Raw genomic sequence first — 22177 nt, 5'->3', positions numbered from 1 at the left:
GTGCTCATCCGGTGCTCTCCGGCACCGCGCCAGATGCCAGGGGCAGGGAGCTACGGAGTGTCGTGCAGAGGTGCGTGGTTGGTTCGGACGAGGCGTTCCCCGCCGAACCGGAGGGTGAGGTTGCGCAGAGGGGAGGGAAGGTTGCGGGCCTTGTCGCGCCGGTGGTTCTGTGCCAGGACCCACTGGATGCGGGCCCTGCGGCGCTCCTGATAAGCGGCCAGAGCCGGGCTGACAGTCTCGGCGGTCGCCGTGCTGAGGAGGTCCGCCAGCACGAGGGCGTCCTCGAGGGCCATCGCCCCGCCCTGGGCCATACTGGGCGAACAGGCGTGCGCGGCGTCGCCGATGAGCACCACGCGCGGGCGCACCCAGTCCGTGACAGCGATCTCCGCAAGCGATGCGAAGTGCGCGCCCCCGGCTTGTTCCAGCAAGGACGGGACGGGACCGGCGAACCCCGCGAAAAGTGACCGCCAGTCACCGGCCGGCGCCTCGGGATCCGCGCTGTTGATGTCGGCATAGCAGTAGACCCGGTCGTCATCCAGAGGGACGGTCAGAAAGGTGCGACCTCCGCTGCCCAGTCGCGCGGTCCAGTCGGTCGTCCCTGCGCTCTCCGGCGTCTGCTCGGCGACGAACCTCCAGCAGACCTGCCCCAGGAAACGTGGTGCCTCGTGGGAGAACACGGTACGGCGCACCGTGGACCCGACACCATCAGCGCCGACGACGAGATCGTACGTCCGCTGCTCACCGCTGGAGAACGTGACGGTGCCCTCGGCGCTGATGTCGGTCACGGCGGTGCCGAGCCGTATGCCCGGGGCAACGAGCGAGGAGCGCAGCATGACGTGCAGTTCGCTCCGGCTGATCGCGAAGCAGCCGCCCACCTCGCCCCAGATCGTGCTGAGGGGGAACTCCGCCAGGACGCGGCCGCGGTGGTCGAGGATCCGCTGCCGTGTCACGGGGTGCGCCCGGCCTACGAGTTCATCGCCCAAGCCCAACTGCTTCAGTGCGCGCACCGCATTGGCCGGAAGATACAACCCGGTTCCCGCGGAACGTAGTTCACCGTCGCGCTCCACTACGTCTGCACTCATGCCGTTGCCCTCGAGGGCCCGGGCCAGGGACAGCCCCGCGATCCCGGCGCCGACGATGAGTATGCGAAGTTCCGCCATGCTGAATTCCTTGATCCGTGTGGTGGAGGTGCGGGGCCTGGAGGAGAGGTAACCCTGCGATAGACGGCGTGCAGGTGCTGCGGCTGATAGTTCCAGACGCTGCCGCGCGCCACGACCAGCGGTGCGTTTCGGGGAGCGGTTCCCAGGACCGGTACAGCTGCTGATCACCCCGGCCGGCCCTTGTGGTCCCGGCGGCGCACCGCGCTCTCCATCCTGGGACCGCGGCGCCGTCCACGTACCAGCCACCACGTCGTCCGCCGCTGTTCATGAGCCGCCGGACAACTGCGTTCTCGGTGTTCCTGCCCGCGAACGGCGCGGTGGTCGACGCGCCGCACCTGCAACCGCCAAGCCCGCTGTCCGCCGCGCCGGTCCCGCGCCAAGCCGCCGCTGCCGCGGAGACTCTCGACGCCCGGCGCGCGGTGCCGATGCACTACGAGGCCGAGCAGCCGGACAAGATCGCGGGCTACGTCGAAGCCGCCGACCCGGAGGGCGAGTTCGGCACGCACGCGGGAGGGCGCGCACACGTGCTGGCCGTCGGGGAATGACTGGACCTGGCCACGTGACCGGAAACCGCGGGGCGAAGCCAAGGGCGATAGCGTCACAGCCATGACGACCAACACGCGCGGGCTCACCGCGGACTCCACCGAGACCACCACGGCCTCCGCCGGACAGGGCCGCACCGCCCGGCTGGCCGCCGACAGCGGCGTCCTGTTGATACCCGTCGTCATGTTCGCGGTCCCCGTCGTCCTCGTCCGGGCCGGGAGGATCTCCGACGGGTTCCTCATCCTGAACCTGGTCTCGCTGTTCGTCAGCGGCCTGGTGGCGGTCTATGCCCACATGGGCTGGCACGCCCGCCTGCACGATGGCGACCTCCTCTTCGCCCGCACCCTCACCGGGCGGCACACCATCGATCTCGCCCGGCTCACCAAGGTCGGCCGTCTCGAGGTGCCGGGCCAGACGCGGACCGACGACCGGCTGATCCTGACGGACGCGCACGGCGTGCGGCTCATCCTGAACAAGTTGAGGGGCGGTGACGAGACCATCGACGTACTCGTCCGTCGCGCGCTGATGGCACGGCCGCCCGGTGCGGGAGTACTCATTTCGGACCGCGCCGCCGAACGCCTCGACCTGCGGACGGAACTGCCCCGCCCACACGGGCGTTTCCGGCCAGGCCGCAAGATCCGCGAAGGCCTCATCGGCTTCCTGCCGCTACTGTCCCTCTTTGTGGTGGCACCGGTGGCCTTCGGCCTCTTGGCCCTGGCCATCACGCTCGCCGACGTCATCTGAGGCGGGTGAAACTCTCGTCCCAGGCGCAGGGCGCCGTGATCGAGTGGTTCATCGGCGCTCGGTCCAACCGGAGCAGAGGGCTCGCCCGATCCATCGGCCACCATCCCTTCTGGGCAAATGCAAAGTCCCCCCCAAATACAGATTGGGGTCACAGCAGGTCGAGGTGGGCCTGGACGTAGGGGATGGCGATGGTTTCGACGGGGCGCACGGAGTTGAAGCCGGGGTGGACGTCGACTTCGAAGACGACACCGCCGTGGCGGGGAACGAGGTCGACTAGGCCCCCACATCCCGCCCCAGCCGCTCGAATGCCTCCACGCACGGCCACCGGCTCGCACCGCTCAGCGTGAGTGTGTCCATCTGGGGGATACCTTCGCGGGCGAACCGCTCGACCATCAGGTCCTTCTCCGTGGCCACCTTCCACGCCTGATCGTTCAGACCGAGGGAGCGCGCCCCCAGCTCCAGCAAGCGCCGCTGGAACGCCACCACGTGGCGCCGCCGGTGAGGCGGGATCTCGAAGAATCGGCTACCAGTGCTAGAGGGTCGGCCAGGTCTCGATCGGCACCGGCGAGCAGGTTGCGGAGTTCGGCGACGGACACCTCAATCACCGGACTGTCGCTCCGCTCGGCGTTGACAGTGAGCCGACGGTGTCGCCGAAACGCTCCGCAGCCGGTGACACGGGGTCGTGACCGAGACCGAGCAGGCTACCGTCGTCGATGAACGGGATGTCCACCCCGGATCCAGCGCGGGCCATGCACGGCTTCTGGACCACCCTCTACCAGGCCATCGACAACTGACCTGCCTGGCAGAACCAGCGCCCGAACACCCGCGATCTCTGCCCCTGGGAGATCATTCGCGATCACAAAAAGCGCGTTAGCGAAGGGATGACAGCCCCTCCACGCCAAGAAGGGCATTCGCCGGATCTTTCCCGCATTGGCCGTCTAGCGTACAGACACGCCGCGCTGCCCACCGCTGCCACCGAGGAGGAATCCTGTGTCATCGCCCTGCGATCCCGCGCACTCTCCCGTCGGCGACGTGGGCGCAGCCCTGATGATCATCGACTCTCGACTCAAAGGCATCCGCGACGGCAAGAGCGGGGCCAGCTCCGAACACCAGGCGCTGGTCAACCAGTTCGCCACGTCACTGGGTCCCAGGGAGGTCCATGACGTACTGGACGGGGCGTGCACGCTCATCTACATGTTCATGACGTGGCTGCAGAAGGCCCACGAGGAACACGGCAAGGACGTCATCGAGTACGTGGTGCCCACGCTCGTGACCACGATGCGCATGATGCCCAAGAGTGTCCGCCCCGAGGCCATCCCCACCATGGCCGGCCTGGTCATCGCCGCGGGCACCGGCCTGAGCCCCAACCTGTGGCGCAAACAGTACGGGGACTGGACGGAGGCGGAGATGAATCCCCTGGAAGCCACTGCCTTCCTGCTCGCGGAACACATCAACCGCATCACCGACGACCCCGACTTCGCCACCCGCATGATCGCCGAAGCTCTGTCCAGTGCGGACGAGGACTGACACACCGCAGCCTTCGCGAGAGCCTCCAGGGCCCGCTCAAGGGACATCGTGAAGCTGTGGCGGCAGCTCCACCCAGCGGCGTGACGAGCGACGTTCCACCGCTTCCTGGGCGTCGCTGATACGCAGACCTGCCATAGCAGCGGCGTAGGCGAGGGTATTGGCGCCGTGGGGGAACGTGTGCCGTCGCTGCCAGAAGCGAAAGTGCCAGTGGGCGGCCGGGGCCGACTCGTCCGGCCACAGGTCGATCTCCTCGGACAGAGCGACTTCACCGTCCCGAGCCAGCGTTCCGAAAGTGCCGCCCTTGGGGTTGAAGTAGATGCCGTACGCGTCAGTGCCTGCCGATATCGCGCGCAGCACGGCGTCGTCGCTCGGCATGTACCCCTCTTGTGTGATCACGCAGCCGCCGGGCGCGCCGGGCACGCTCACCACGCCTGCATAGCGGAGGGGTTCGTCATAGTCCGTCAGGTCGAAGGGGCCGTGTTCAAGGTCCGCCGTCGGGCACTTGGCGGGGTCAGCACCCAGGCGCCGTATGACCTCTTCCTCGCTCAGCCCCCGCACGAAGCAGAGACCGAGCCCCTCGGTCCACAGCTCTCGATCGCCGCACGCCGCGATGAGCGCGTCCGCTTCCCGGAAGGCAGCGGCCTCTTCGACAGGCAGTTCCACTGCCCCGGGCAGTCCAGCGACGAGTGGAGCGAGCGGTGTGGTCAGCAGCAGCCGGCCCGGTGACCAGGGCCCTATCTGTGGGGTCCACACATCGGCACCAGCGGAGATCAGCGCACGGACGCTGCCCTCGTCCACGGTGCAGGCGGCGTACCACAGAGGCGTGTGCTCGTCCTCATCGCGTGCGTCGGCCTCCGCGCCATGGGCCAGAAGGGCGGCGACCGCTTCCGCCGCCCCGCGCTCCGCCGCCAGGTGCAGCGGGGTCGACTCCTGCCCTGCGGCGCGGGTGCTGGGCGGCGCGCCCCCATCGAGCCGGGCCCGGATCACCGCCGCGTTCCCCCAATCGCCGTAGGCCATCCGCTCCCAGTCGGCCCGCGGCTCATAGCGCAGCCGCTCCTCCTCCTGGCGGCGCAGCATCATGCGCTGATGTCCAGTCAGAGGCGGGGCGAGGAAGCCAGGCGGTCCTCCCATCTCGATGGTCGAGAAGGAACCCGGCTGCCCCGCGGGGTCCGGTGGCTCCAGGCCCGGCCAGACCTCGAGCACCCGCGCCGCGGAGGCATGCAAGGCGGCCGTGTCGATCGAGGTGCGCGTCTCGTCGATGCCCTCGTCCGGCCACTCGACGACCAGATGCGCTTTGCCGGGCGGTGGCAGTTCCGCCAGATACAGGTCGACGTCGGTCTTGAAGAGGGACCGGCGGGACCCGTGCAAGCCGGGGTCCAGTGGGATCAGCCCGACGGCCTGGTCCGTCATCGCCGTGGACTTCTCTCCATCCGGCCTTGTCCACTTCACGGCTCGCTGCACCGTGGGGTCCAATGAGGTCACCCGACGGCCGTCGCAGAACAACAGACCGACCCTGAGCCCCGACTGCCGGCCGGAGTCCGCACTCCGCCAGCGGGCCTTGCGGAAGACTGACAGATGCAGGGTCGCCGCGTGCGGCCACAGGGACCATCCCGTCATCACCACCCGGACATGCGATCCGGCACCGGCCACCTCCAACTGCGAGTGCAGCACCGGCGCGAACCAGTCGACGGGCGGCGCGTAACGCGCGGCGCCCTCTCCCGGCGGGCTCAGCCGTACCAACGCGGTCCGCTCCGCGGCCGGTTCCTCGGGTAACACCAGATCGTCGAAGAACCCCATGCGCCGATGGTGACAGGGGGGTCTGACAAAGCCTGCGTACGGATAGTGTCCGTCTCGATCACGGGCCTCGGTGCTCTGGGCCGTCAGCACGGATGGGAGGGTGGGCAGTTGCCCGTCCCTCATGGTGACCGAAGGAGAGACCATGTCCTCTGGCAGTGGACGTCAGAGTCAGGCGCGTCCGGATGATCGCCCGACGTTCGTACTCGTCCACGGCGCGCACAGCAACTCCGCCGTCTGGTCGCCACTGCTGCGGGAGCTCACCCTCCTGGGGCACCGGTCGTTGGCGGTGGATCTGCCCGGGCACGGCGCCGACGCCTGCTTTCCCCTCTCGTATCAGGCACCCCAGGACCTGGACGCGTTCACAGCGCAGTCGTCCCCGCTGGCCGAAGTCACCCTGGAGGACAACGTCGCCCACGTCGTCGACGCCGTGCGGCGCGTCTGCGAATTCGGCCCCGTCGTCCTCGTCGGCACCAGCGGCGGCGGAGCGACGATCAGCGGGGTCGGCAATGTGGTGCCCGATCTACTGAGCCGGGTCGTCTACGTCTCCGCCTGGTGTTGTATCGAACTGCCCAGCATAACTGCCTACTTGGCGACGCTCGGGCATACCGAGGTCGCTACCTCGATGGTCAACTGGCGTTCGGGGGGCCCCGAGTTCCTCGCCGCGCTCAAGTACGGACTGATGGCCGACGCCACCGACGAGCAGTTCCGTGCCTGCCTGAACACCTTCGAGCCGGCGGAAGCCCCGCAGGTACTGACAGCCGACGCGCGGGGCCGAGCCGACACCTGGGGCCGGATTCCCCGCACCTACATCCGCTTCTCGCAGGACAAGGCGATACCACCGGCCATGCAGGACCGGATGATCGCGGAGGCCGACCGACTCACACCTCGTAACCGCTTCGACGTGCACACCGTGGACGCCAGCCACCTCGGTGTGTGGCTCCGTCCCCCCGAGGTGGCCAAGATCCTGGACGGTCTTGTGGGCGGGTAGGGCCACCGGGCCGGAGTCCGCCTCCTGTATACAGGCCCACCCCGTAGAGAACCTCGCCGACCGCTGCCTTGGCCGGTTGAGCGGAAACACGAGAATGGTGGTCATGCTCTAATCGCCGGATGACGAAGATCGAATCAGCACTGATACGACGTTGGCTGAACGGCTGGACCGTGGCTCGCTCCCTGCCCGCGGCCGAGCCGGTCGAGTCCGGCGAGGACGGCTTGTGGTCCAAGTGCAACCAACCTGGCCGCGAGGTCGAGGTGTTCGCGCTGCGTGCGGACGAGGAACCCAAGTCCCTGGCACGGCTGGCAGCATCCGTCGCCGCCGCACAACAGACCACCTGGCTCACGGTACCTACGCTGCTCCCAGGCACCGTCGAAGCCGTCGTCAGCGCCGCCGGACTCGAGGTGCTCCAACGGTCCGAGTGGTTCATGACGACCGATCTGACCGAGCACCCGCAGCACGCGCCGGCCGCGCCGTATGAACGCGAGGTCCGCACGGAGGGACCAGTCACGGTCGTCTCCCTCCATGACTCCTCCGGAGGGGTGGCGGCGCACGGCGCCATCGCTGTGATCGGCGCCGATGCGATCGCCGACCGCATCGAGACGGACGCGGCGCACCGCCGCCGCGGCCTGGGCCGCGCCATGATGAGCGCTCTGGCGGAGGCCGCCGTGGCCCAGGGCGCCCGTACCGGCCTTCTCATCGCCAGTAAGGAAGGACAGCACCTCTACTCCTCCCTCGGCTGGCACCACGAAGCCGATGTCCTGATCGCACGGGGGCCGGGGGTACCCCCCAACGAGTAGAACCAACTCACGCCGACCGATCCGCCCTTGCGCACGGCGCACTCCTACGGATCCCACCGAGCAAGAGCGCCCGGATTTGATCCTCAGAGGGGCGCGAGGATCATGAGGATCTCGTCACGGTCGTCTCCTGAGGCCAAGCGCAGGGCGTCGGGCCAGCGGCCGATCTCTTTCCACCCGAGCCGACCGTAGAAGTGCTCCAGTCCCACCCCGCCGCGCGCGGCCAGGTGCAGATGCTCCAGATCCATCTCTTCCCTCGCGACCTGGCGGGCCCGTGCCATCAGCGCGACGCCGATGCCGCGACCGCGGACGCGGGGATGGGTCTGAACGTGGTGCAGCGTTCCCCAGTGGGCGATGAGGGCGAAGGGGTCGCGGCGTATGTTGAGCCAACCCACCACCTCCCCCTCGGCCAGAGCCACGAGCAGGCGGCAGGTGTTCGGAGCGAGGTTGGTGAGGATGGCGTCGAGGGCGGGTGCTGCCTGCTGGGCATCTATGGGCGGGAACGGGAAGCCTGCCGCCCCGCCGGCGTTGGTGACGTCGACCCAGCAGTCGATCAAGGCATGACGGAGCCGGGCGTCGACCATCTGGGGCGAAGTGAGTTGACGCAATTCGAGGGAGTCGTGGTGCATCCCGGGAGTGTGGCACGGGCCACTGACAGCGTCCCTCGGCGGGCCGAGGGGCCGGATGCCTTAACTGGCATCCCGTCATGACGCGGACCAGCTTCACCGACTGGTCCACCAGAGCCTCGGACTGCTCGTCCGGCACGCGAGCGCTCGTCCGGCACGCTGCCGGTTGTCCGGGAACGCAAAGGGCCCGTACGCGCTGTGCGCGTACGGGCCCCGTATCGAGCGCCGGGCAGGCCTTGCACCTGCATTTCCCCGCAGGAAGCGGGGCGTCTTTCCTTGGACCACCGACGCATCGCCAGCTACCGCGTGTTGCGGTGACCAGCTCAAGATCTACTGTACCCCAGGGAAGTTGGTGCCAGGACCTCGGATATCTCGACCCGCCCCCTTGCCTGTTCAGCCACTGAACACTGCCCCTCAGTACCTGGCGCGGCGAGCCGCATGCCACGTATGCAGGGAGGATCCCGAGTCCGCTCCCCGGAAGGCCTCCATGCGCCCCCGCGAAAACCCCCGACCCGCCGACGAGAAGAAGCCCAGCCGGCCACCGGACCGCACCCAGGCGTCAACAGGTGCGGCCGCCGGGAGCACGTCCGCCCAGGCGCTCGCGGCACTGCAGCGCACCGCTGGGAACGCCGCGGCTGTTCAGATGCTCCGCCAGGCAGGCCACCTCGGGGCGCAGGAACAGCACCAGCACGGTGCGGGCTGCGGACACCAGCAAGCCGAGCCGGCCGTACAGAGGTCCGCCGTCCACGATGTCCTCCGCAGTGGCGGACAGCCCCTGGACGAGGCCACCCGCACCGACATGGAAACCCGCCTCGGTGCGGACTTCTCGGACGTCCGCCTGCACACCGGCAGTGCCGCGAAGGCGTCGGCCGCCGAGGTGGGCGCCCGCGCCTACACCTCCGGCAGCCATGTCGTCATCGGCGACGGTGGCAGTGACAAGCACACCCTCGCCCACGAACTCACCCACGTCATCCAGCAACGTCAAGGCCCCGTGGCGGGCACGGACAACGGCGCGGGGCTGCGCGTCTCCGATCCGGGTGACCGGTTCGAGCGAGAGGCCGAGGCCAACGCCACCCGTGCGATGAGCAGTCCCGTACAGCGCGAGTCGCCAGTGGAGGAAGACCGGTCGAGCAGGGCGCCCGCCACCGGGGAAGTCCGGGTGCAGCGGGTCGCCACGCGAGGCGCCACCGGGAATCTGCCGCTCCCCGCCTGGGACAGGCACTCGCCGGTGTGGGGCGCTCCTGCTTTCGGTCCCATGAACCCCTACGGCGGGCCACTGACCCGCACGGGTGGGTCGAGTGTCTCGGTCACCTTGGGGCCGAGTGTCAACGCGCCTGGGAACACCTACGGGGGTTCTCGTCCAGCGCCCGCCGAATGCACGATCGTCAACGAGCTCAACCAGAGGGACGGCGACGGCTGGATCAAGGGGCACCTGTGGAACGACAACCTGGGCGGCCACGGAGTCTCGATCAATCTGACGCCCATGACCAACAGCACGAACCAGAACTTCAACCGCAGGTTTGAGGAGCCTCTCAAATTGATGCTGCTCGCGTGCACACGCCACGCGCAGAACAACGCAGGCTCACCCTTCTGGTACGGCGTCACCTTCCATGTCCGTACCTACGGCCAGATGTCGACCAACCCTGCTGAACTGGAGTACTTCGTACCGCAAGGGGTCGAGTACACGGCGAGCTATGTGCAGATGGACAGGGCGACCCAGGCGGTCAGCCCGGTAGCAGCACCTGCGGGCTTTCCTCCTGTGATCACGTAAAGGCCCTCGGCAGCCCCCGGCATGTCCCGACAGCGTTCAGGTGCGACCGTGAGCCGGCAAGAACGTGCCTTTCCGTAGGGTTGGCGGCTCCATTGGGGTGCGTGGGCCCCTGAGAACAGGTGGCTTCTCCACACTTTCGCTGATTACGGAAGTCTCGTACCGTTCCGGGCGTCCAGCCACCTTGTAGGTAAACCGTCGCCCGGGAAAGATCACGGGGTACCACTCGTCGCCCCGCCCGGCGGTCGTGACGTTCACCTCGACACCGAACTCACAGTCCTTGTCCTTGGTGAAGAAGGAGAGGTCGAACGCCCTGGCGTCGAAATCTTCGCCCCCATCGAGGTAGATGGCCTTGGCGAAGGCGTTTCCAGAGAGTTTCCACGCGCCGTCGGCAGACATCAGGCCTTCGTTCTTCCACGGCCTCGGAATGGGTTCCGTAAGGTCGAAGGCGACTGCCGTGGGGAGCGCCTCGCCTCCGCTGTCTCCGAAGTTGGGGGGAACCACAGCAGTACCGGTGTAGCGCGTGGGCCGGCAGGAGAGGTTGGTGATCCGCATGTTCTGGATCACCACCGTGCCCCGGTGGATGGGAAAGATGGTGACGCGGACCGTTGCTTCATTGACTCGCAGGCCCTTGTTCTTCGCGAACCAGGCCCAGTACTTGTGCGACAGGAAGCCGCCGTCCGGAAGACTGTCCGCATTCGTGGTGCGCTGAGCGAGCGCGAACCGGCGGCTGAAATGGAGGTTCGGATCCCCAGCCGCGATGTCGATCGCGGGGCCGACCGTGAGGCGTTCCTCCTTCGCGTCGTCCTGCTTGTCCTTGTTCCGCTCACGGGCCTCGGCCCTCTTCGCGACATCCGAACTCTGTACGGCCGCGGGAAGTCCCCAGATCGCGACAGCCGACGAGACGAGGACGCCAATAGCGCCGATCACCGCGAACACCCTGAGCGTCCACTGCCAGGCCGTGTTCGGCCGGGCGTTGCCGTCCCCGTCCCTGTCACCGGACGCGGCAGACCGAGTGCCTACGCGAGTCGGCCCTGGATCAGGCGAGGACGGCTCGGTCGAAGGTGAACCGCTTCTCGGCGGCTCGTTCCCCGGAGGTGGTAACGAGGGAGGTGGGGTGGAAGACATGAAGGCCCCCTGAACGTCGCGGCGTCAACGCACTTCATGACCGTACACCGCGATACCCCGTGGGCCCTGCCCCTCCGGCCAGCCGTCACTGCCCGGCCGTACCTGGCATCAGCGGTCCCCCGCAGCGTATGCAGAGGGAGTCGACGAACTCGCACCAAAGGAAGACCCCTTGCACGATCACGAGAACCCCTCGGGCACGAGGGCCGACGGCGGCCGTACTCCAGCCCGCAAGTCGTCCTCGCCCTCGCGGCCGCACGGTCTGCCGGGCCTACAGGCGACGGCCGGCAACGCCGCCGTCGTACAACTGCTCCGCCAGGCCGGCCATTCCTGGGCCCAGGATCAGCATCAGCACAGCGCCGGGTGTGGGCATCAGCAGAACGGACAGCCTGCGGTGCAGCGGTCCGCCGTTCACGACGTCCTGCGATCCCCCGGGCGTGCCATGGACGACGCCACCCGCGCCGACATGGAAGCACGCCTCGGCGCGGACTTCTCCGACGTCCGCATCCACAACGACTCGGCCGCCAAGGCGTCCGCCGCCGAAGTCGGCGCCCGTGCCTACACGTCCGGCAACCACGTCATCATCGGCGAAGGCGGTGGCGACAAGCACACCCTCGCCCACGAGTTGACCCATGTCATACAACAACGCTCCGGGCCTGTCGCCGGCACCGTTAACGGCTCGGGGTTGAAGGTCTCGGACCCGTCCGACCGGTTCGAACGCGAAGCGGAAGCCAACGCCACACGAGCACTACAGCGGGCGGACGTGGGGGAAACCTTTCAGGCAGTGGCGGCCGGGGAACAGGGCATGTCCGCCGGTCACTCCTCCGGAGGGGCGCGGGAGCGTCAAGACCTCCCGATTCAACGCGTGTTGGATCGCAGGGCTTTCTCCTCCTCCACCAAGCAAATCGTCGCCGTCACCCCGGGCCAGCATCGACGACATGTGATCGACCACGCCCTCATGAAGGATGCGCTGGCCAACTGGTGGACCGCGCACAGCGGGAACGCGGCCAACCATTTCCAACTCCGAACCGTGGCCGATGTGCAGTCGATGCTGGATTCGATGAACAACAACATCAACAACCTCTGGCCCGGCGACGGTCCGGACAACAGTGCAATCGGCATGCTGTCCCATCACATGACGGCACGGATCAATGAGATCGGCAATAGAGGGCTGGTCGGTCAAGCCGCGTTCGATGCAGTCAACCAGTACCACGGATTCGAGGCACTCCGTCAGGCGCAGCTCGCGAGGCCGTACTACGACGCAGTGATGAATATGAACGATACCGGGCAGATCGTACGTTATCTCCGTGACGTCCAGGCCAATGCGGGACTCGACCTCCCTTACTCGACAGCGGGGCCCGATTTCCGAGATTGGGAGTTCCTGTACCAGAGGTTCGAACATCTGCGGGACCATCCGGCAGATTGGACCGAGGCCGACGTCCACACTTTGTTCGACAGCTTCATGAATTGCCCGGTGGCTCAGTAAGGGGGCGCCGAACCCGAAGCCTTGGAACGCCGCACGGTCAAAGGTCCGGAAAGCGCGTTCCAGAACCCGCTCGCCCCGTCCGACAATGCCACGGTCGCCACGGAGGTGGCGGCCGGGGACCGGCACCGCGTCTGGGGGTGTCCCCCGCTCCGTGACGGGAGTCTGTGGTGCTGCGGATCTATTTCACCGCGGAGGATCTCGCCCGCACCCGGGTGGCCAGTACCATCGGGGCCGCCGCGGAGACGTATTACAGCCTGGAGATGCTGTGCAGGCGTTCCCTCCCGTTGCCCTTTCAACGGTGGCGCGCCACCGTGGCCGGCCAGTTGGGCGAGGACGCCGAGCCCCTCACCGCACTGCTGCCGGGTCGAGGCCCGGGTCTCGACCTGCTGGCGCTGGCCGGCGACTCACCCGACATCGACCACGCCGTGGAGGCTCTGCTGCGGGCGCCGCGCACCCAGGTGCGCCGCGAGCTGGAGCCCGTCGCGGTCCGCCCCGCCCACATGCCGTGGGCGCGAGCCGTCGCCGACGGGGACGGCGAAGCCCGGCGGTTGCTGGCGGCGGGCCTCGTGGCTTGCCACCGAGTGGCCGTAGCGCCGTACTGGGCGGCGTCCCGGCCCCAGTTGGACGTCGTACGGGCGCAGTACGCCCGCACGTTCCTCGAAGGGGGAGTCGACGCGCTGCTGGCGTCTCTGAGCCCGCCGCTGGTGCGTTGGCGCCCGCCCGTGCTGGAGATTCGCTACCCCCGCCCCGTCGAGGTTCATCTGAACGGCAGAGGGCTGGTCCTGGTACCGACTCTGTTCACCTGGCGTGCGTTCAGCCTCCTGTACGACCCGTACGACGACGCGTCGGTGCCGCGGCTCACCGTGCCCGCGGTGACCGACCCGGCCACCGGCGCTGCGCTGTGGCATCCCGAGGGCCCCATGACCGACGATCCCCTGGGCACCCTGCTCGGCCGTACCCGGGCCGCCGCGCTGCGCGTCGCCGCCGACGGTTGCAACACCACCGAACTGGCCGCGCGACTCGGTGTATCCCTGGCGGCCGTCAGTCAGCACACCAAGGCGTTGCGCGAAGCGCGCCTCATCACCACCAGCCGGCGCGGTGGTTCCGTACTGCACATGGCCACCGTCCTGGGCCGGGAGTTGCTGGACGGGAACCGATAGCGCCCCGCGCAGGGTGGCCGTGGGCCCTTAAGCCACGGCTTAAGGGCGTAGCCGCACGTCCCGGCAGCCCGGAGCATTCATGGCGTTCGGCGTGGCCGGGGTCGAAACGAACTCGTGTCGGGCGGTGCATCCGTGTGCCGCCCGGCCGGGTGGTAGTCCCGCTCGTACTGCTCGTACTGCTCGTACTGCGGGGCGCTCAGATCGCCTGGTCATCTGGTGACGGCGAGAGCTTCCAGAGAAGAACCGGAAGGGAATCACATGCGATTCGCACGGATGGTCACAGGATCGACAGCCATCATCACCGCAGTTCTCGGGCTGAGTCTGGCGACCGCCGGACCCGCCGCAGCCGCCGCAGCCGCCGACAGCGGCACCTGGCGTGCTTACGGAAACACAAACCCGATCACCTCCAGCCCCAGTACGTGGCGTTGCGCCGGTACCAAAGCGATCGCCGCCAGTGTGGCCGCGCAGGTATGCGCGATCAGGTCGCCGGGTGGGGGCGCCGTCCAGGCCGCGGTGATCGTGCGTAACAACCGAACCAGCCTCTACTCCGTCAAGGCATCGATGGACCTGTACACCTCATCCGCCCGGCTGGGCTCCTGGGTGTGCTCGTCCTCAGGGGTCGGGCCGAACTCGTGGTCGGTGTGCTTCGGACGAACCATGTCCCAGAGCGCCGCGGTGGACTCGTCAGGGGCCGCCAACAATGTGGGCCTCGGCATATCACCGAAGGTCTGAACCTGAGTTCTTCGAAACGGCGAAACGGCACGCCCGGTCACGAAGCGGGCGTTGTTCGGGGGTGTGGTGATGGTCCCGGGATCAACGGGGCCATCACCGCTGTCGTGTTATCGCGCTCGGCCGAGCCATGCGGAAGTACGCGGTCGTCCGGCGCGTCACACGGTTCTTCTTGATCCCGCCTGGCGTGAGACGACAGCCGCCCACGCCCCTTCGGCGGCTGCCAGTGCTCTGTCTGGCGATGCTCGCCTTCGGGCCGGGGGTCGCGGCGCTGACCATCGCCGCCGCCGTCGGTGTCACGCTCGGATTGGCAGCGAGCGCCGCGATCACGCGGTTTCCCGAGGGCATGAAATACGTCCAATCGCAAACCCGGGAGTCATGAATTTCCGCGACTCGCAAATCGGTCAGAGGGCACAAAATTGTTCGGTCCGCAAATCCGACAGAGGGCATACAGGCCGTTCGGTCGCAACAGTAAAGACAAGAAAATCTAAGCTTGACGGCGTCGTGGAGTTTACCTATGGTCCAGTCGTTCAGGTTCCCGCCGATCGATATCCGAAGGTATTCATGACCACGCCTCCAACGTTGCCGAGGTTGAGGCAGCAGTTGATTCTCGCCGTTCTTATGTCGTGTTCGCTGCTTATTTGGCTGGACAATACCGTCCTGAGCACCACGCTGGAGACCCTCGCGGACCCGGCCCGTGGGCTGGGGGCCGATCCCGGTCAGCTGCAATGGGCGACCGGTTCGTACACCCTGGCCTTCGCCACTTTGATGTTCACCGCGGGCGCGTTGGGCGATCGGTTCGGTCACCGGACTGTGTTCTCCAGCGGGCTGGTCGTCTTCGCCGGCTCCTCGCTGTGGGCGGCGTACGCAAGCGGTGCGGGCCAGCTGATCGCAGCCCGAGCCGCGATGGGGGTGGGCAGTGCGCTGATCACGCCCGCCATGATGGCCATTCTTATGTGGACCTTCACCGGCCCCGCGCGGGCTGCCGCGATCGGCATCTTCTCGACGTCGGCCGGTGTCGGAATGGCTGCCGGCCCGGTGCTGGCCGGGTTCCTGCTCGACCATTTCTGGTGGGGTTCCGTATTTCTCATCAATGTCCCGGTCGCGGTATTGGCGTTGGTCGGGCTCACCGTACTGGTTCCGAATTTCCGCAGCCCCACCCTGCGGCCACTGGACCCCGCTGGAATGCTGCTTTCGATCAGTGGGCTCGTGGCGCTGGCCTACGGGCTGATCCGGGCGGGACAGGTGACGGTGTGGACTCGTACCGACGTCTGGGCGCCGATCGTTGTCGGTCTGGTTCTGCTAACCGTCTTCGTACTCGTCGAACTGCGCGTCAAGGTGCCCAGCTTCGATCCGCGACTGTTCGCACAACGCGCATTCAGTGGCGGCAATGTGGCGCTCGGATTGCTGCTCTTCGGCGTGGCCGCCATCACCTTCTATAACGCGTTTTACCTGCAAGGCGCGCTCGGATTTTCGCCGATGGAGGCGGGGTTGGCCAATATCCCGACCGCATTGGGCGCGCTCGCGGGGGCACCCATCGCCTCGCGCCTGGTACGCCGCCTGCCGCTGCGCCTTGTCACCGTGCCCGCGCTCACCGTGGCTGCGCTGACCATGGGCGGGTACGGGTTCCTCGGGCTCCAGACTCCGCTCGTCTGGATCGAGGTCCTGTTGTTGCTACAGGGGTTGTCGGTCGGCATGGTGATCGGGCCCGTTACGGCCGCATTGATCAGTGACCTGCCGTTGGACCAGGCCGGTGCGGGATCGGCCGTCACCAACACCGTGCGGCAGACCGGCAGCGTGATGGGAATCGCAGTAGGCGGCACGATCATGTCGATCATGTACCGACGTGCGATCGAGCCGTCACTGGAGGGCGCGCCCGGCCCGGTGCAGGACCAGGCGCGAGTCTCAGCCGAACAGGCCCGCCATGTCGCCACCGCGGCCCACCGGCCCGCTCTCGCTCGGGCTGCTGACGACGCGTTCATCCACGCCATGCACGTCGGGGCGGGCTGGATCGCGGTCATCGCACTTCTCGGATCGGTTGTACTGCTGATTGCCTTGCCTGCTGTCGGAAGGAAGAAGGATCCGACACCGGAACCGGAACGCGAAGATGCCCGCAGCTCCGTCTGAGAGTGACCGCTTACCCAGGACCGCTACGCCCTCGGCGAAGCGGTGACGCACCGGCTCACAGTTGATGTTGAGTGAGCGTCATGAACGTCTTGGTATTGGGTGGAACGGCATGGGTGGGCCGCGAGGTCGCGCGGCAGGCACTGGAACGCGGGCATCAGGTGACCTGCCTGGCCCGCGGGGAGAGCGGCGGGACAGCCGAGGGCGCCGCGCTGGTCGTAGCTGACAGGAACGAGCCGTCGGCGTACGAAAGTGTGGCGGGCCGGGACTGGGACGCCGTGGTCGAGGTGTCCTCGCAACCAGGCTTCGTCCGCGCGGCGCTGGCGGCGCTCGGCGAGCGGGCGCGCCACTGGTCGTACGTGTCGTCGGTCAGCGCCTATGCCTCGCACGCGCAGGCGCACGCGGACGAGTCGGCGCAGCTGCTCCCGGCGACCGAGGGGGATACGGCCGGCCGCGACGAGTTCGGGCAGGCCAAGGTGGCCTGCGAGGAGGCTGCGGCAGCCGCGGTGGGAGACCGGCTTCTCATTGCGCGTGCGGGGCTGATCGGCGGCCCCGGGGACCACAGCGGCCGATCCGGGTACTGGGTCGCCCGCGCGGCCCGCGAGCCGCTGGCCCCGCTGCTGGTGCCGGCCTCACCGGACAGTCCGACGCAGGTCATCGACGCGCGTGACCTCGCGGCCTGGCTGCTCGACTGTGCGGAGAAGGGGACGACCGGAACGTACAACGCGGTCGGCCCGATCGTGCCCTTCGGGGAGTGGGTCGCCCTGTCGCGGGAGATCGGCGGGCACACCGGGCCGGTGGTGGAGGCGGACGACGACTGGCTGCTCGGGCAGAAGGTGGTGCAGGCCATGGGGCCGGAGTCGCTCGCGCTGTGGGTGGCCGACCCGGACTGGGCCGGCTTCTGTGCCCGCGACGGCGCTGCGGCGACGGCGGCCGGCCTGCGGCACCGTCCCCTGACGGAGCTGCTGGAACAGACCTTGGCCTGGGAGCGGGAAGCGGGTCTTGACCGGCCACGACGGGCCGGCCTGAGTGTCGAACGCGAACGCCAACTCCTCGAAGCATTGGGGTGAGGAGAGGCGCCGCGGGGCCACTGGCCTGACGAAGCGCCAAGTCGTACGCGGCTCCCGTGCCGTTCGGGTCGCCGCTGCTACAGCTCGAACTCCAGGTGCTCCACGTCCGTGAAACGCACCTCCTCCAGGCTGCCGGCGCGGCGGCCTCCGTCCTGGAAGTACACCTCCCTGAGCGCTTCGGCCGTGATCTCCTTGAGTTCGCGGTCGCTTGCGCCGGCCTCCTGGGCCTCGAAGAGGCGGGCGGCGTGCTGCGGCGGCAGGGCGACGGTCAGGTGGCGGATGCGGTCCTGGTCCGTCGACCCGATCGGCGCGGTGTAGCCCATGCGGGCGCGGGTGTCGATGACGATGCCGTCCGTGGACGCCGCCCTCTCGCGGGCCCTGGCCCGGATCTGCGGCTGCCACCGCTTCTTCACCTCGCGCTCCAGGCGCGAGGCGAGATCCGGGCGCGGCTTCCTGGCCTTGCCCGCCACGTACCGCTCCACCTGCCGCTGGGACACGCCGAGCAGTTCCGCGACCGCCTTCGTGCCCTTGAGCTGCTTGACCAGGTACCGCATCTGCGGGCCCGCGTTCTTGGGCGCCGGACGTGTGAGCGCCTTCTGCACCGCGGCTTCCAGGCCGTCCCCGAACAGGCTCATCGTCGCCTTCTCCTACTCTCCGTTGTCGACGTCGGTGACGGTGCCGTCCTTGATGTACCGGGCGAGGTTGAGCTCCGGGGCGTTGAACCGCTCGCGGACCTCCTCACCCCACAGCACGGACTGGGTGCCCTCGTGTTTGACCAGGCCGGGGTTGATGCCGAGTCTGAAGCCGCCGGGCAGCGGTTTGCCGTCCCGGTAGGGCAGGAAGTCCAGCGGGCCGGTGCCGCCTGCCGCGTAGACGACGCAGTCGGAGAGGATCGCGACCGGATACTGCCCGGTGAACGCCGCGTGCTTGACGATCTTGCGGTGGAGGTTGACGCGGGTGCGGGAGATGACCGCCGCGCGGATGTCCGGCCGCCACGTCGGACGGGACAGGGCGCGCCACGGCTCGCCGGGGCGCCAGCCCTCACCGCGCGGGCGCTCGCGGAGCTTGCCCAGACCGCCCTTCACCGTCGCCTTGATCGCCGAGACGACGATCGCCAGCTCAGGGTCGCGGCTGCGGTAGTCGTCCATCGCCGCGAGGAAGTCGGCCGGGGCGAGGTCGGCGCCGACCCCGAGGTCGGCCATCGTGGCGAGGTAGGCGTCGCGCAGCCGGTTGTACCAACCGTCCAGGTAGCGGCCGTTGTCGTACCGGACGTACGCCTCCACAGGGTGGACCTCGTAGCCCAGCTCCACGGCGTACGCGACGGTGGGCGTCGCGTACCAGGCCGGGCCCTCGGGGCGCTCGCCCTTCGGCGTGAACGGGTTGGGCAGCAGCGTCCCGTCCAGTTCCACCCACTCCTTGCCGGCCTTCACCCTCGACAGGTCGACGTGGGAGAGGTCGACGAGCCAACTGCCGGGCAGCTTCGGGTCGAACACCGGGTTCGTGACGTACGTGGGCGCTCCGAGGCCGACGGGCAGGCCGTTGGCGCCCGCGGCGAAGGCCATGTTGACGTCGATGCCGACCAGGTGCCGCAGGGTGCACTCGTCATCGGTCATCGGGCGCGCCCAGTCGTACGCCTCCTCGAACAGCTTCTCCGCCGGGCCTCGGATGTGGAAGCGCGGCAGGTCCTTGAGCAGCGGATGTCCGTCGGGGGCCTCGCACGGCGCGCAGTCCACCGGGTCCTTGCCCAGGCTGCCGGGGTTGTGCTCGGAGTGGCGCTTGCCCTTCGCGTCCGGCTCGGAGGCGCGGGTCGGCGGGTGCAGCGCGGTCATCAGCTCCAGGCCGGTCACGGCGGTCGAGCCCCGCGGGGTCATGACCCGGGACGCGTATACGCCCAGGACGCGGGCGAGTTCGGCCGGGGGGAGCTGTCCGGCCTCGGCCCAGTGCCGGGTGTCGAGCGCGTTCCAGGACGGGATGCACAGCTGGACGCAGGCGCGCTCCGAGCCGGTGGCGGGGCGGTAGATCCGCGCCCAGGGGCCGAAGCCGCGCTTGGTCAGCTTCCACTCCGCGCGGGCCAGTTGCCTGATGACCTTGTGGCTGTCCGGCAGGCGGCCGGCGAGCCGCTCCTCCTCCGTGAGCGTGGCCGGGAGGCCGTAGCGCTTCAGCGCGGCTTCGGTGAGCACGAGCAGCGGGTCGGCGTCCTTGCCCGGACCGGACAGCTTCGGCTGTCCGAGCTTCGCCTCCTTGAGTGTCCAGTCCACCAGGGCCGGGATCGACTTGGCGGGTACGTCCAGGACGAGGCCGCCGGTGCAGTACGCCAGCGCCTGCCCGTCCTCGACATCGACGACTGCCAGCGGACCGTTCTCGAACCGTGGGTCGGTGATGGCCGCCGGGGTGGCGGCCGAGGCGACGGCAGGGGCCCCCTTCTTCGCGCCCGGACGCCGCGACGGTGTCGACGACGGTCTGGTGGTGCGGGCCGGACGCGACGCGGCCGCCACAGCAGAGGCGTCGGGGGCGGAGCTGGTCCGGGCGTACTCGGTCGCGGTCATGTCCGCGTCGGCGGGCGCGAGGTCCGCGGGCAGCGTCCGCGATCCCGTCGGGCCGGGCGCGGCGGTGGCCGGGGCCGTGGTGTCCTGGGCGGGTACGACTGCGTCGGCGGGGTAGAGCTCCGCGAGCTGCCGCAGCAGTCGTGCGTACGCCTCACGCTCCGGGCCTCGGGGCTCGGTCGGCTTCTTCGCCGACTCCCAGCCCGACACCGTGGCCCGCCGCACCTTCAACGCGGCCGCGACTTCGTCCAGCGTCAGGCCGTGCGCGACCCGCAGCCGCTTGCGCTCCTCCGCCGACGGCAGCGAAGAGCGGGACGCGACAAGCGCGTCGACCGCGTCGAACAACTCAGACATGAATGCCTCCTGAGCCACACCCTATCCAGGGACCGTACGCCTGGCGCACATTTGGCGTACGAAACGCGTTCGAGGGTCCACTGCCCTCGCAGCTCAGTTCGACTCCGGGGACACGGCGGTATCGGCTGTCCGGGACGGGCCATCCCGTATCGGCGTTCCAGGCGGCGCGTATCGTCGCTGGTCGAAGGCGGTTTCGCCGTTCCACCGTCCCAGAGTGGGGAAAGCCCCTGGCGGCTGGGACGCTCTCGTCCTTACCGTTCGGGCCGTTCAAGGCGCCGCCCCGAGGGTTCAGATCGAACCGGCGGGTGAGCGGGCCGAAATCTCAGGATCAGGGAGGTCGCCTTGCGTCGTCTCACGCGCGCACTCGGCGTGCTCGGCGGGAGCGCTCTGCTCACGCTCGGACTTACCCAGTCGGCCAACGCCGCAGTCGGGAATTTGGACCTGAACGGACGTGTCTTCACCGACCCCGCCCGGTGGTCGTGCCATACCGGCGGCGCGCTCAATCTCATCGTGCACAACTACACCAACTCACCGGTGGTGGTCTACGACCAGCCGGCATGCGCAGGCAACGTGATCGGCATAGTGGGGCCGGCCAGCAACGGCTTCTTCCCCAGAGGATGGAGTGTCCGCGTCATGCAGTGAGCTTCCGCCACCTTGACGTCGCAGGTCAAAGGGCTGGCGGCCCGCGGGACCAGTGAGCCCGAAGCAGTCTCCGCATGACAGACCCGGCTGAGAAGATCACTCCATGCTGCAAGTCTGTCTGAACGGCGCCAGAGGCCGTACCGAATGCGCTCACCTTCCCGTGACCCCACAGGAGCTGGCGGCGGCAGCCCGTACAGCCGTCGCCGCCGGCGCCCAGGACATCCATCTCCACCCCAAGGACCGCGACGGCGCGGACACTCTGGACCCCGCTGCCGTCGCCGCGGCCCTCAGAGCGGTACGGGCCGCCGTTCCAGGCATCCCCGTCGGTGTCACCACCGGCGCTTGGGCCACACCGGACCCCGGAGCACGCGCGGCGCAGGTCCGAGCCTGGACTGTGCTGCCAGATCACGCCTCCGTGAACTGGCATGAGGAGGGCGCCGCCGAAGTCGCCACCGCCCTGCTGGACCGAGGCATCGGCATCGAAGCCGGCATCTACTCCGGAACCCTCGCGGCACGGCGTTTCCTCAACTGGCCCGCATCCCACCGCGTCCTGCGCGTCCTTGCCGAGATCACCGACACCAGCCCACAGACCGCGATCCGTGCCGCGGCCGACCTGCTCGACGAACTCCGCCCAGTCACCACCTCGCGGATCCTCCTGCACGGGGAGGACGACGCCGCCTGGCCCATCCTCGGGTTGGCGGCCGCACGCCGACTGGACACGCGGATCGGCCTGGAAGACGTACTCCAACTACCCGACGGCACACCGGCCGAGAGCAACGCCGATCTCGTCCAGGCGGCACAAGAGATCATCCAGCAGGCATCCGGGGAGTTCTGATGCCCGACTCCACACAGGCCTACGCGCCTCGTCCGTCCCGCGTCCCGGCGACAAAACACCCCCTGTTACACACCTGTGTCAATTCGCCCTACAACGAACCCCGGGGCCGTGCCGTCTAGCAGGTGGAGTCCGAACCGCGGACGAATGACGAATGAG

21 protein-coding genes are annotated in these 22177 nt (G+C 68.6%); 14 read left to right on the top strand and 7 right to left on the bottom strand.

The features are described 5' to 3' along the window. Positions 1 to 50: 50 nt before the first annotated feature. Positions 51 to 1160 carry an FAD-dependent monooxygenase gene (locus CP975_RS33575; RefSeq protein WP_055532908.1) on the bottom strand — a complete coding sequence of 370 codons (1110 nt, stop codon included), beginning with the start codon at positions 1158 to 1160 and terminating at the stop codon, positions 51 to 53. Positions 1161 to 1426: 266 nt separating this feature from the next. Here CP975_RS33575 and CP975_RS33570 point away from each other — a divergent pair, with 266 nt between their 5' ends. Further along, positions 1427 to 1705, top strand: coding sequence for a hypothetical protein (locus tag CP975_RS33570; RefSeq protein ID WP_246201719.1), 279 nt, complete (start codon positions 1427 to 1429; stop codon positions 1703 to 1705). Between the two features lie 61 nt (positions 1706 to 1766). Beyond that, positions 1767 to 2447, top strand: coding sequence for a hypothetical protein (locus CP975_RS33565; protein WP_055532916.1), 681 nt, complete (start codon positions 1767 to 1769; stop codon positions 2445 to 2447). A 148-nt stretch (positions 2448 to 2595) separates the two neighbouring features. Here the strand turns inward: CP975_RS33565 and CP975_RS35255 are convergent, their stop codons facing one another. Beyond that, positions 2596 to 2772 (bottom strand): hypothetical protein, encoded by a 177-nt coding sequence (locus CP975_RS35255; protein ID WP_167532776.1) that lies wholly within the window; start codon positions 2770 to 2772, stop codon positions 2596 to 2598. A 665-nt stretch (positions 2773 to 3437) separates the two neighbouring features. On the opposite strand from CP975_RS35255, the gene CP975_RS33560 reads away from it, so the two are divergent. Continuing rightward, positions 3438 to 3974, top strand: coding sequence for a hypothetical protein (locus CP975_RS33560; RefSeq protein ID WP_055532929.1), 537 nt, complete (start codon positions 3438 to 3440; stop codon positions 3972 to 3974). 36 nt (positions 3975 to 4010) lie between these two features. Here the strand turns inward: CP975_RS33560 and CP975_RS33555 are convergent, their stop codons facing one another. Continuing rightward, the gene (locus CP975_RS33555) at positions 4011 to 5861 is read right to left on the bottom strand and encodes an ankyrin repeat domain-containing protein (RefSeq protein ID WP_246201718.1); all 1851 of its coding nucleotides are present in this window, start codon (positions 5859 to 5861) and stop codon (positions 4011 to 4013) included. Between the two features lie 52 nt (positions 5862 to 5913). Here CP975_RS33555 and CP975_RS33550 point away from each other — a divergent pair, with 52 nt between their 5' ends. Continuing rightward, on the top strand, positions 5914 to 6759 hold the full coding sequence (locus tag CP975_RS33550; RefSeq protein WP_055532978.1) for an alpha/beta fold hydrolase: 846 nt from the start codon (positions 5914 to 5916) through the stop codon (positions 6757 to 6759). Positions 6760 to 6878: 119 nt separating this feature from the next. Further along, the gene (locus tag CP975_RS33545) at positions 6879 to 7562 is read left to right on the top strand and encodes a GNAT family N-acetyltransferase (protein WP_055532943.1); all 684 of its coding nucleotides are present in this window, start codon (positions 6879 to 6881) and stop codon (positions 7560 to 7562) included. 83 nt (positions 7563 to 7645) lie between these two features. Here the strand turns inward: CP975_RS33545 and CP975_RS33540 are convergent, their stop codons facing one another. Continuing rightward, positions 7646 to 8188 (bottom strand): GNAT family N-acetyltransferase, encoded by a 543-nt coding sequence (locus CP975_RS33540; protein ID WP_055532949.1) that lies wholly within the window; start codon positions 8186 to 8188, stop codon positions 7646 to 7648. 484 nt (positions 8189 to 8672) lie between these two features. Here CP975_RS33540 and CP975_RS36100 point away from each other — a divergent pair, with 484 nt between their 5' ends. Then, on the top strand, positions 8673 to 9956 hold the full coding sequence (locus tag CP975_RS36100; RefSeq protein ID WP_425474300.1) for an eCIS core domain-containing protein: 1284 nt from the start codon (positions 8673 to 8675) through the stop codon (positions 9954 to 9956). 36 nt (positions 9957 to 9992) lie between these two features. Here the strand turns inward: CP975_RS36100 and CP975_RS33530 are convergent, their stop codons facing one another. Then, the gene (locus CP975_RS33530; RefSeq protein ID WP_055532951.1) at positions 9993 to 10892 is read right to left on the bottom strand and encodes a hypothetical protein; all 900 of its coding nucleotides are present in this window, start codon (positions 10890 to 10892) and stop codon (positions 9993 to 9995) included. Between the two features lie 358 nt (positions 10893 to 11250). On the opposite strand from CP975_RS33530, the gene CP975_RS33525 reads away from it, so the two are divergent. From CP975_RS33525 to CP975_RS33500, 6 genes are all read left to right on the top strand, one after another. Beyond that, entirely contained in the window at positions 11251 to 12564 is a 1314-nt protein-coding gene (locus tag CP975_RS33525; RefSeq protein WP_150477679.1) for an eCIS core domain-containing protein, read from the top strand. 167 nt (positions 12565 to 12731) lie between these two features. Continuing rightward, on the top strand, positions 12732 to 13724 hold the full coding sequence (locus tag CP975_RS33520; RefSeq protein ID WP_055532953.1) for an ArsR/SmtB family transcription factor: 993 nt from the start codon (positions 12732 to 12734) through the stop codon (positions 13722 to 13724). Between the two features lie 258 nt (positions 13725 to 13982). Continuing rightward, a complete protein-coding gene (locus CP975_RS33515; RefSeq protein ID WP_150477677.1) occupies positions 13983 to 14456 on the top strand; it encodes a hypothetical protein in 474 nt (157 codons plus the stop codon). 238 nt (positions 14457 to 14694) lie between these two features. Further along, positions 14695 to 14835: a hypothetical protein gene (locus CP975_RS36095; RefSeq protein ID WP_246201717.1), complete on the top strand. Its 141-nt coding sequence runs from the start codon at positions 14695 to 14697 to the stop codon at positions 14833 to 14835. 122 nt (positions 14836 to 14957) lie between these two features. Beyond that, the gene (locus CP975_RS33505; protein WP_246201716.1) at positions 14958 to 16580 is read left to right on the top strand and encodes an MFS transporter; all 1623 of its coding nucleotides are present in this window, start codon (positions 14958 to 14960) and stop codon (positions 16578 to 16580) included. An 80-nt stretch (positions 16581 to 16660) separates the two neighbouring features. Further along, the gene (locus tag CP975_RS33500) at positions 16661 to 17647 is read left to right on the top strand and encodes an NAD-dependent epimerase/dehydratase family protein (RefSeq protein WP_055532955.1); all 987 of its coding nucleotides are present in this window, start codon (positions 16661 to 16663) and stop codon (positions 17645 to 17647) included. Between the two features lie 77 nt (positions 17648 to 17724). Here CP975_RS33500 and tpg read toward each other — a convergent pair whose 3' ends face one another. Together tpg and tap are read right to left on the bottom strand one after the other, a co-directional pair. Then, a complete protein-coding gene (gene tpg / locus CP975_RS33495) occupies positions 17725 to 18282 on the bottom strand; it encodes a telomere-protecting terminal protein Tpg (protein WP_055532958.1) in 558 nt (185 codons plus the stop codon). 12 nt (positions 18283 to 18294) lie between these two features. Next, positions 18295 to 20544: a telomere-associated protein Tap gene (tap, locus tag CP975_RS33490; protein ID WP_055532960.1), complete on the bottom strand. Its 2250-nt coding sequence runs from the start codon at positions 20542 to 20544 to the stop codon at positions 18295 to 18297. A 342-nt stretch (positions 20545 to 20886) separates the two neighbouring features. Between tap and CP975_RS33485 the strand changes: the two genes are divergently transcribed. Next, complete coding sequence (locus CP975_RS33485) at positions 20887 to 21186, top strand: hypothetical protein (protein WP_150477675.1); 300 nt, start codon at positions 20887 to 20889, stop codon at positions 21184 to 21186. Between the two features lie 103 nt (positions 21187 to 21289). Further along, positions 21290 to 22021, top strand: coding sequence for a 3-keto-5-aminohexanoate cleavage protein (locus CP975_RS33480; RefSeq protein ID WP_055532964.1), 732 nt, complete (start codon positions 21290 to 21292; stop codon positions 22019 to 22021). The last annotated feature ends 156 nt before the right edge of the window (positions 22022 to 22177 follow it).

Source organism: Streptomyces alboniger (genome assembly GCF_008704395.1).
GTDB lineage: Bacteria > Actinomycetota > Actinomycetes > Streptomycetales > Streptomycetaceae > Streptomyces > Streptomyces alboniger.
Note: the sequence above shows the minus strand (reverse complement) of the source record. Positions and strands in the feature narration are given on the sequence as shown.

What these genes read in the sequence shown, in the direction of transcription:
- CP975_RS33575 (WP_055532908.1), bottom strand. Translation starts at nt 1,160, where the DNA reads ATGGCGGAACTTCGCATACTCATCGTCGGCGCCGGGATCGCGGGGCTG.
- CP975_RS33570 (WP_246201719.1), top strand. Translation starts at nt 1,427, where the DNA reads ATGAGCCGCCGGACAACTGCGTTCTCGGTGTTCCTGCCCGCGAACGGC.
- CP975_RS33565 (WP_055532916.1), top strand. Translation starts at nt 1,767, where the DNA reads ATGACGACCAACACGCGCGGGCTCACCGCGGACTCCACCGAGACCACC.
- CP975_RS33550 (WP_055532978.1), top strand. Translation starts at nt 5,914, where the DNA reads ATGTCCTCTGGCAGTGGACGTCAGAGTCAGGCGCGTCCGGATGATCGC.
- CP975_RS33545 (WP_055532943.1), top strand. Translation starts at nt 6,879, where the DNA reads ATGACGAAGATCGAATCAGCACTGATACGACGTTGGCTGAACGGCTGG.
- CP975_RS33540 (WP_055532949.1), bottom strand. Translation starts at nt 8,188, where the DNA reads ATGCACCACGACTCCCTCGAATTGCGTCAACTCACTTCGCCCCAGATG.
- CP975_RS36100 (WP_425474300.1), top strand. Translation starts at nt 8,673, where the DNA reads ATGCGCCCCCGCGAAAACCCCCGACCCGCCGACGAGAAGAAGCCCAGC.
- CP975_RS33515 (WP_150477677.1), top strand. Translation starts at nt 13,983, where the DNA reads ATGCGATTCGCACGGATGGTCACAGGATCGACAGCCATCATCACCGCA.
- CP975_RS36095 (WP_246201717.1), top strand. Translation starts at nt 14,695, where the DNA reads ATGCTCGCCTTCGGGCCGGGGGTCGCGGCGCTGACCATCGCCGCCGCC.
- CP975_RS33500 (WP_055532955.1), top strand. Translation starts at nt 16,661, where the DNA reads ATGAACGTCTTGGTATTGGGTGGAACGGCATGGGTGGGCCGCGAGGTC.
- tpg (WP_055532958.1), bottom strand. Translation starts at nt 18,282, where the DNA reads ATGAGCCTGTTCGGGGACGGCCTGGAAGCCGCGGTGCAGAAGGCGCTC.
- tap (WP_055532960.1), bottom strand. Translation starts at nt 20,544, where the DNA reads ATGTCTGAGTTGTTCGACGCGGTCGACGCGCTTGTCGCGTCCCGCTCT.
- CP975_RS33480 (WP_055532964.1), top strand. Translation starts at nt 21,290, where the DNA reads ATGCTGCAAGTCTGTCTGAACGGCGCCAGAGGCCGTACCGAATGCGCT.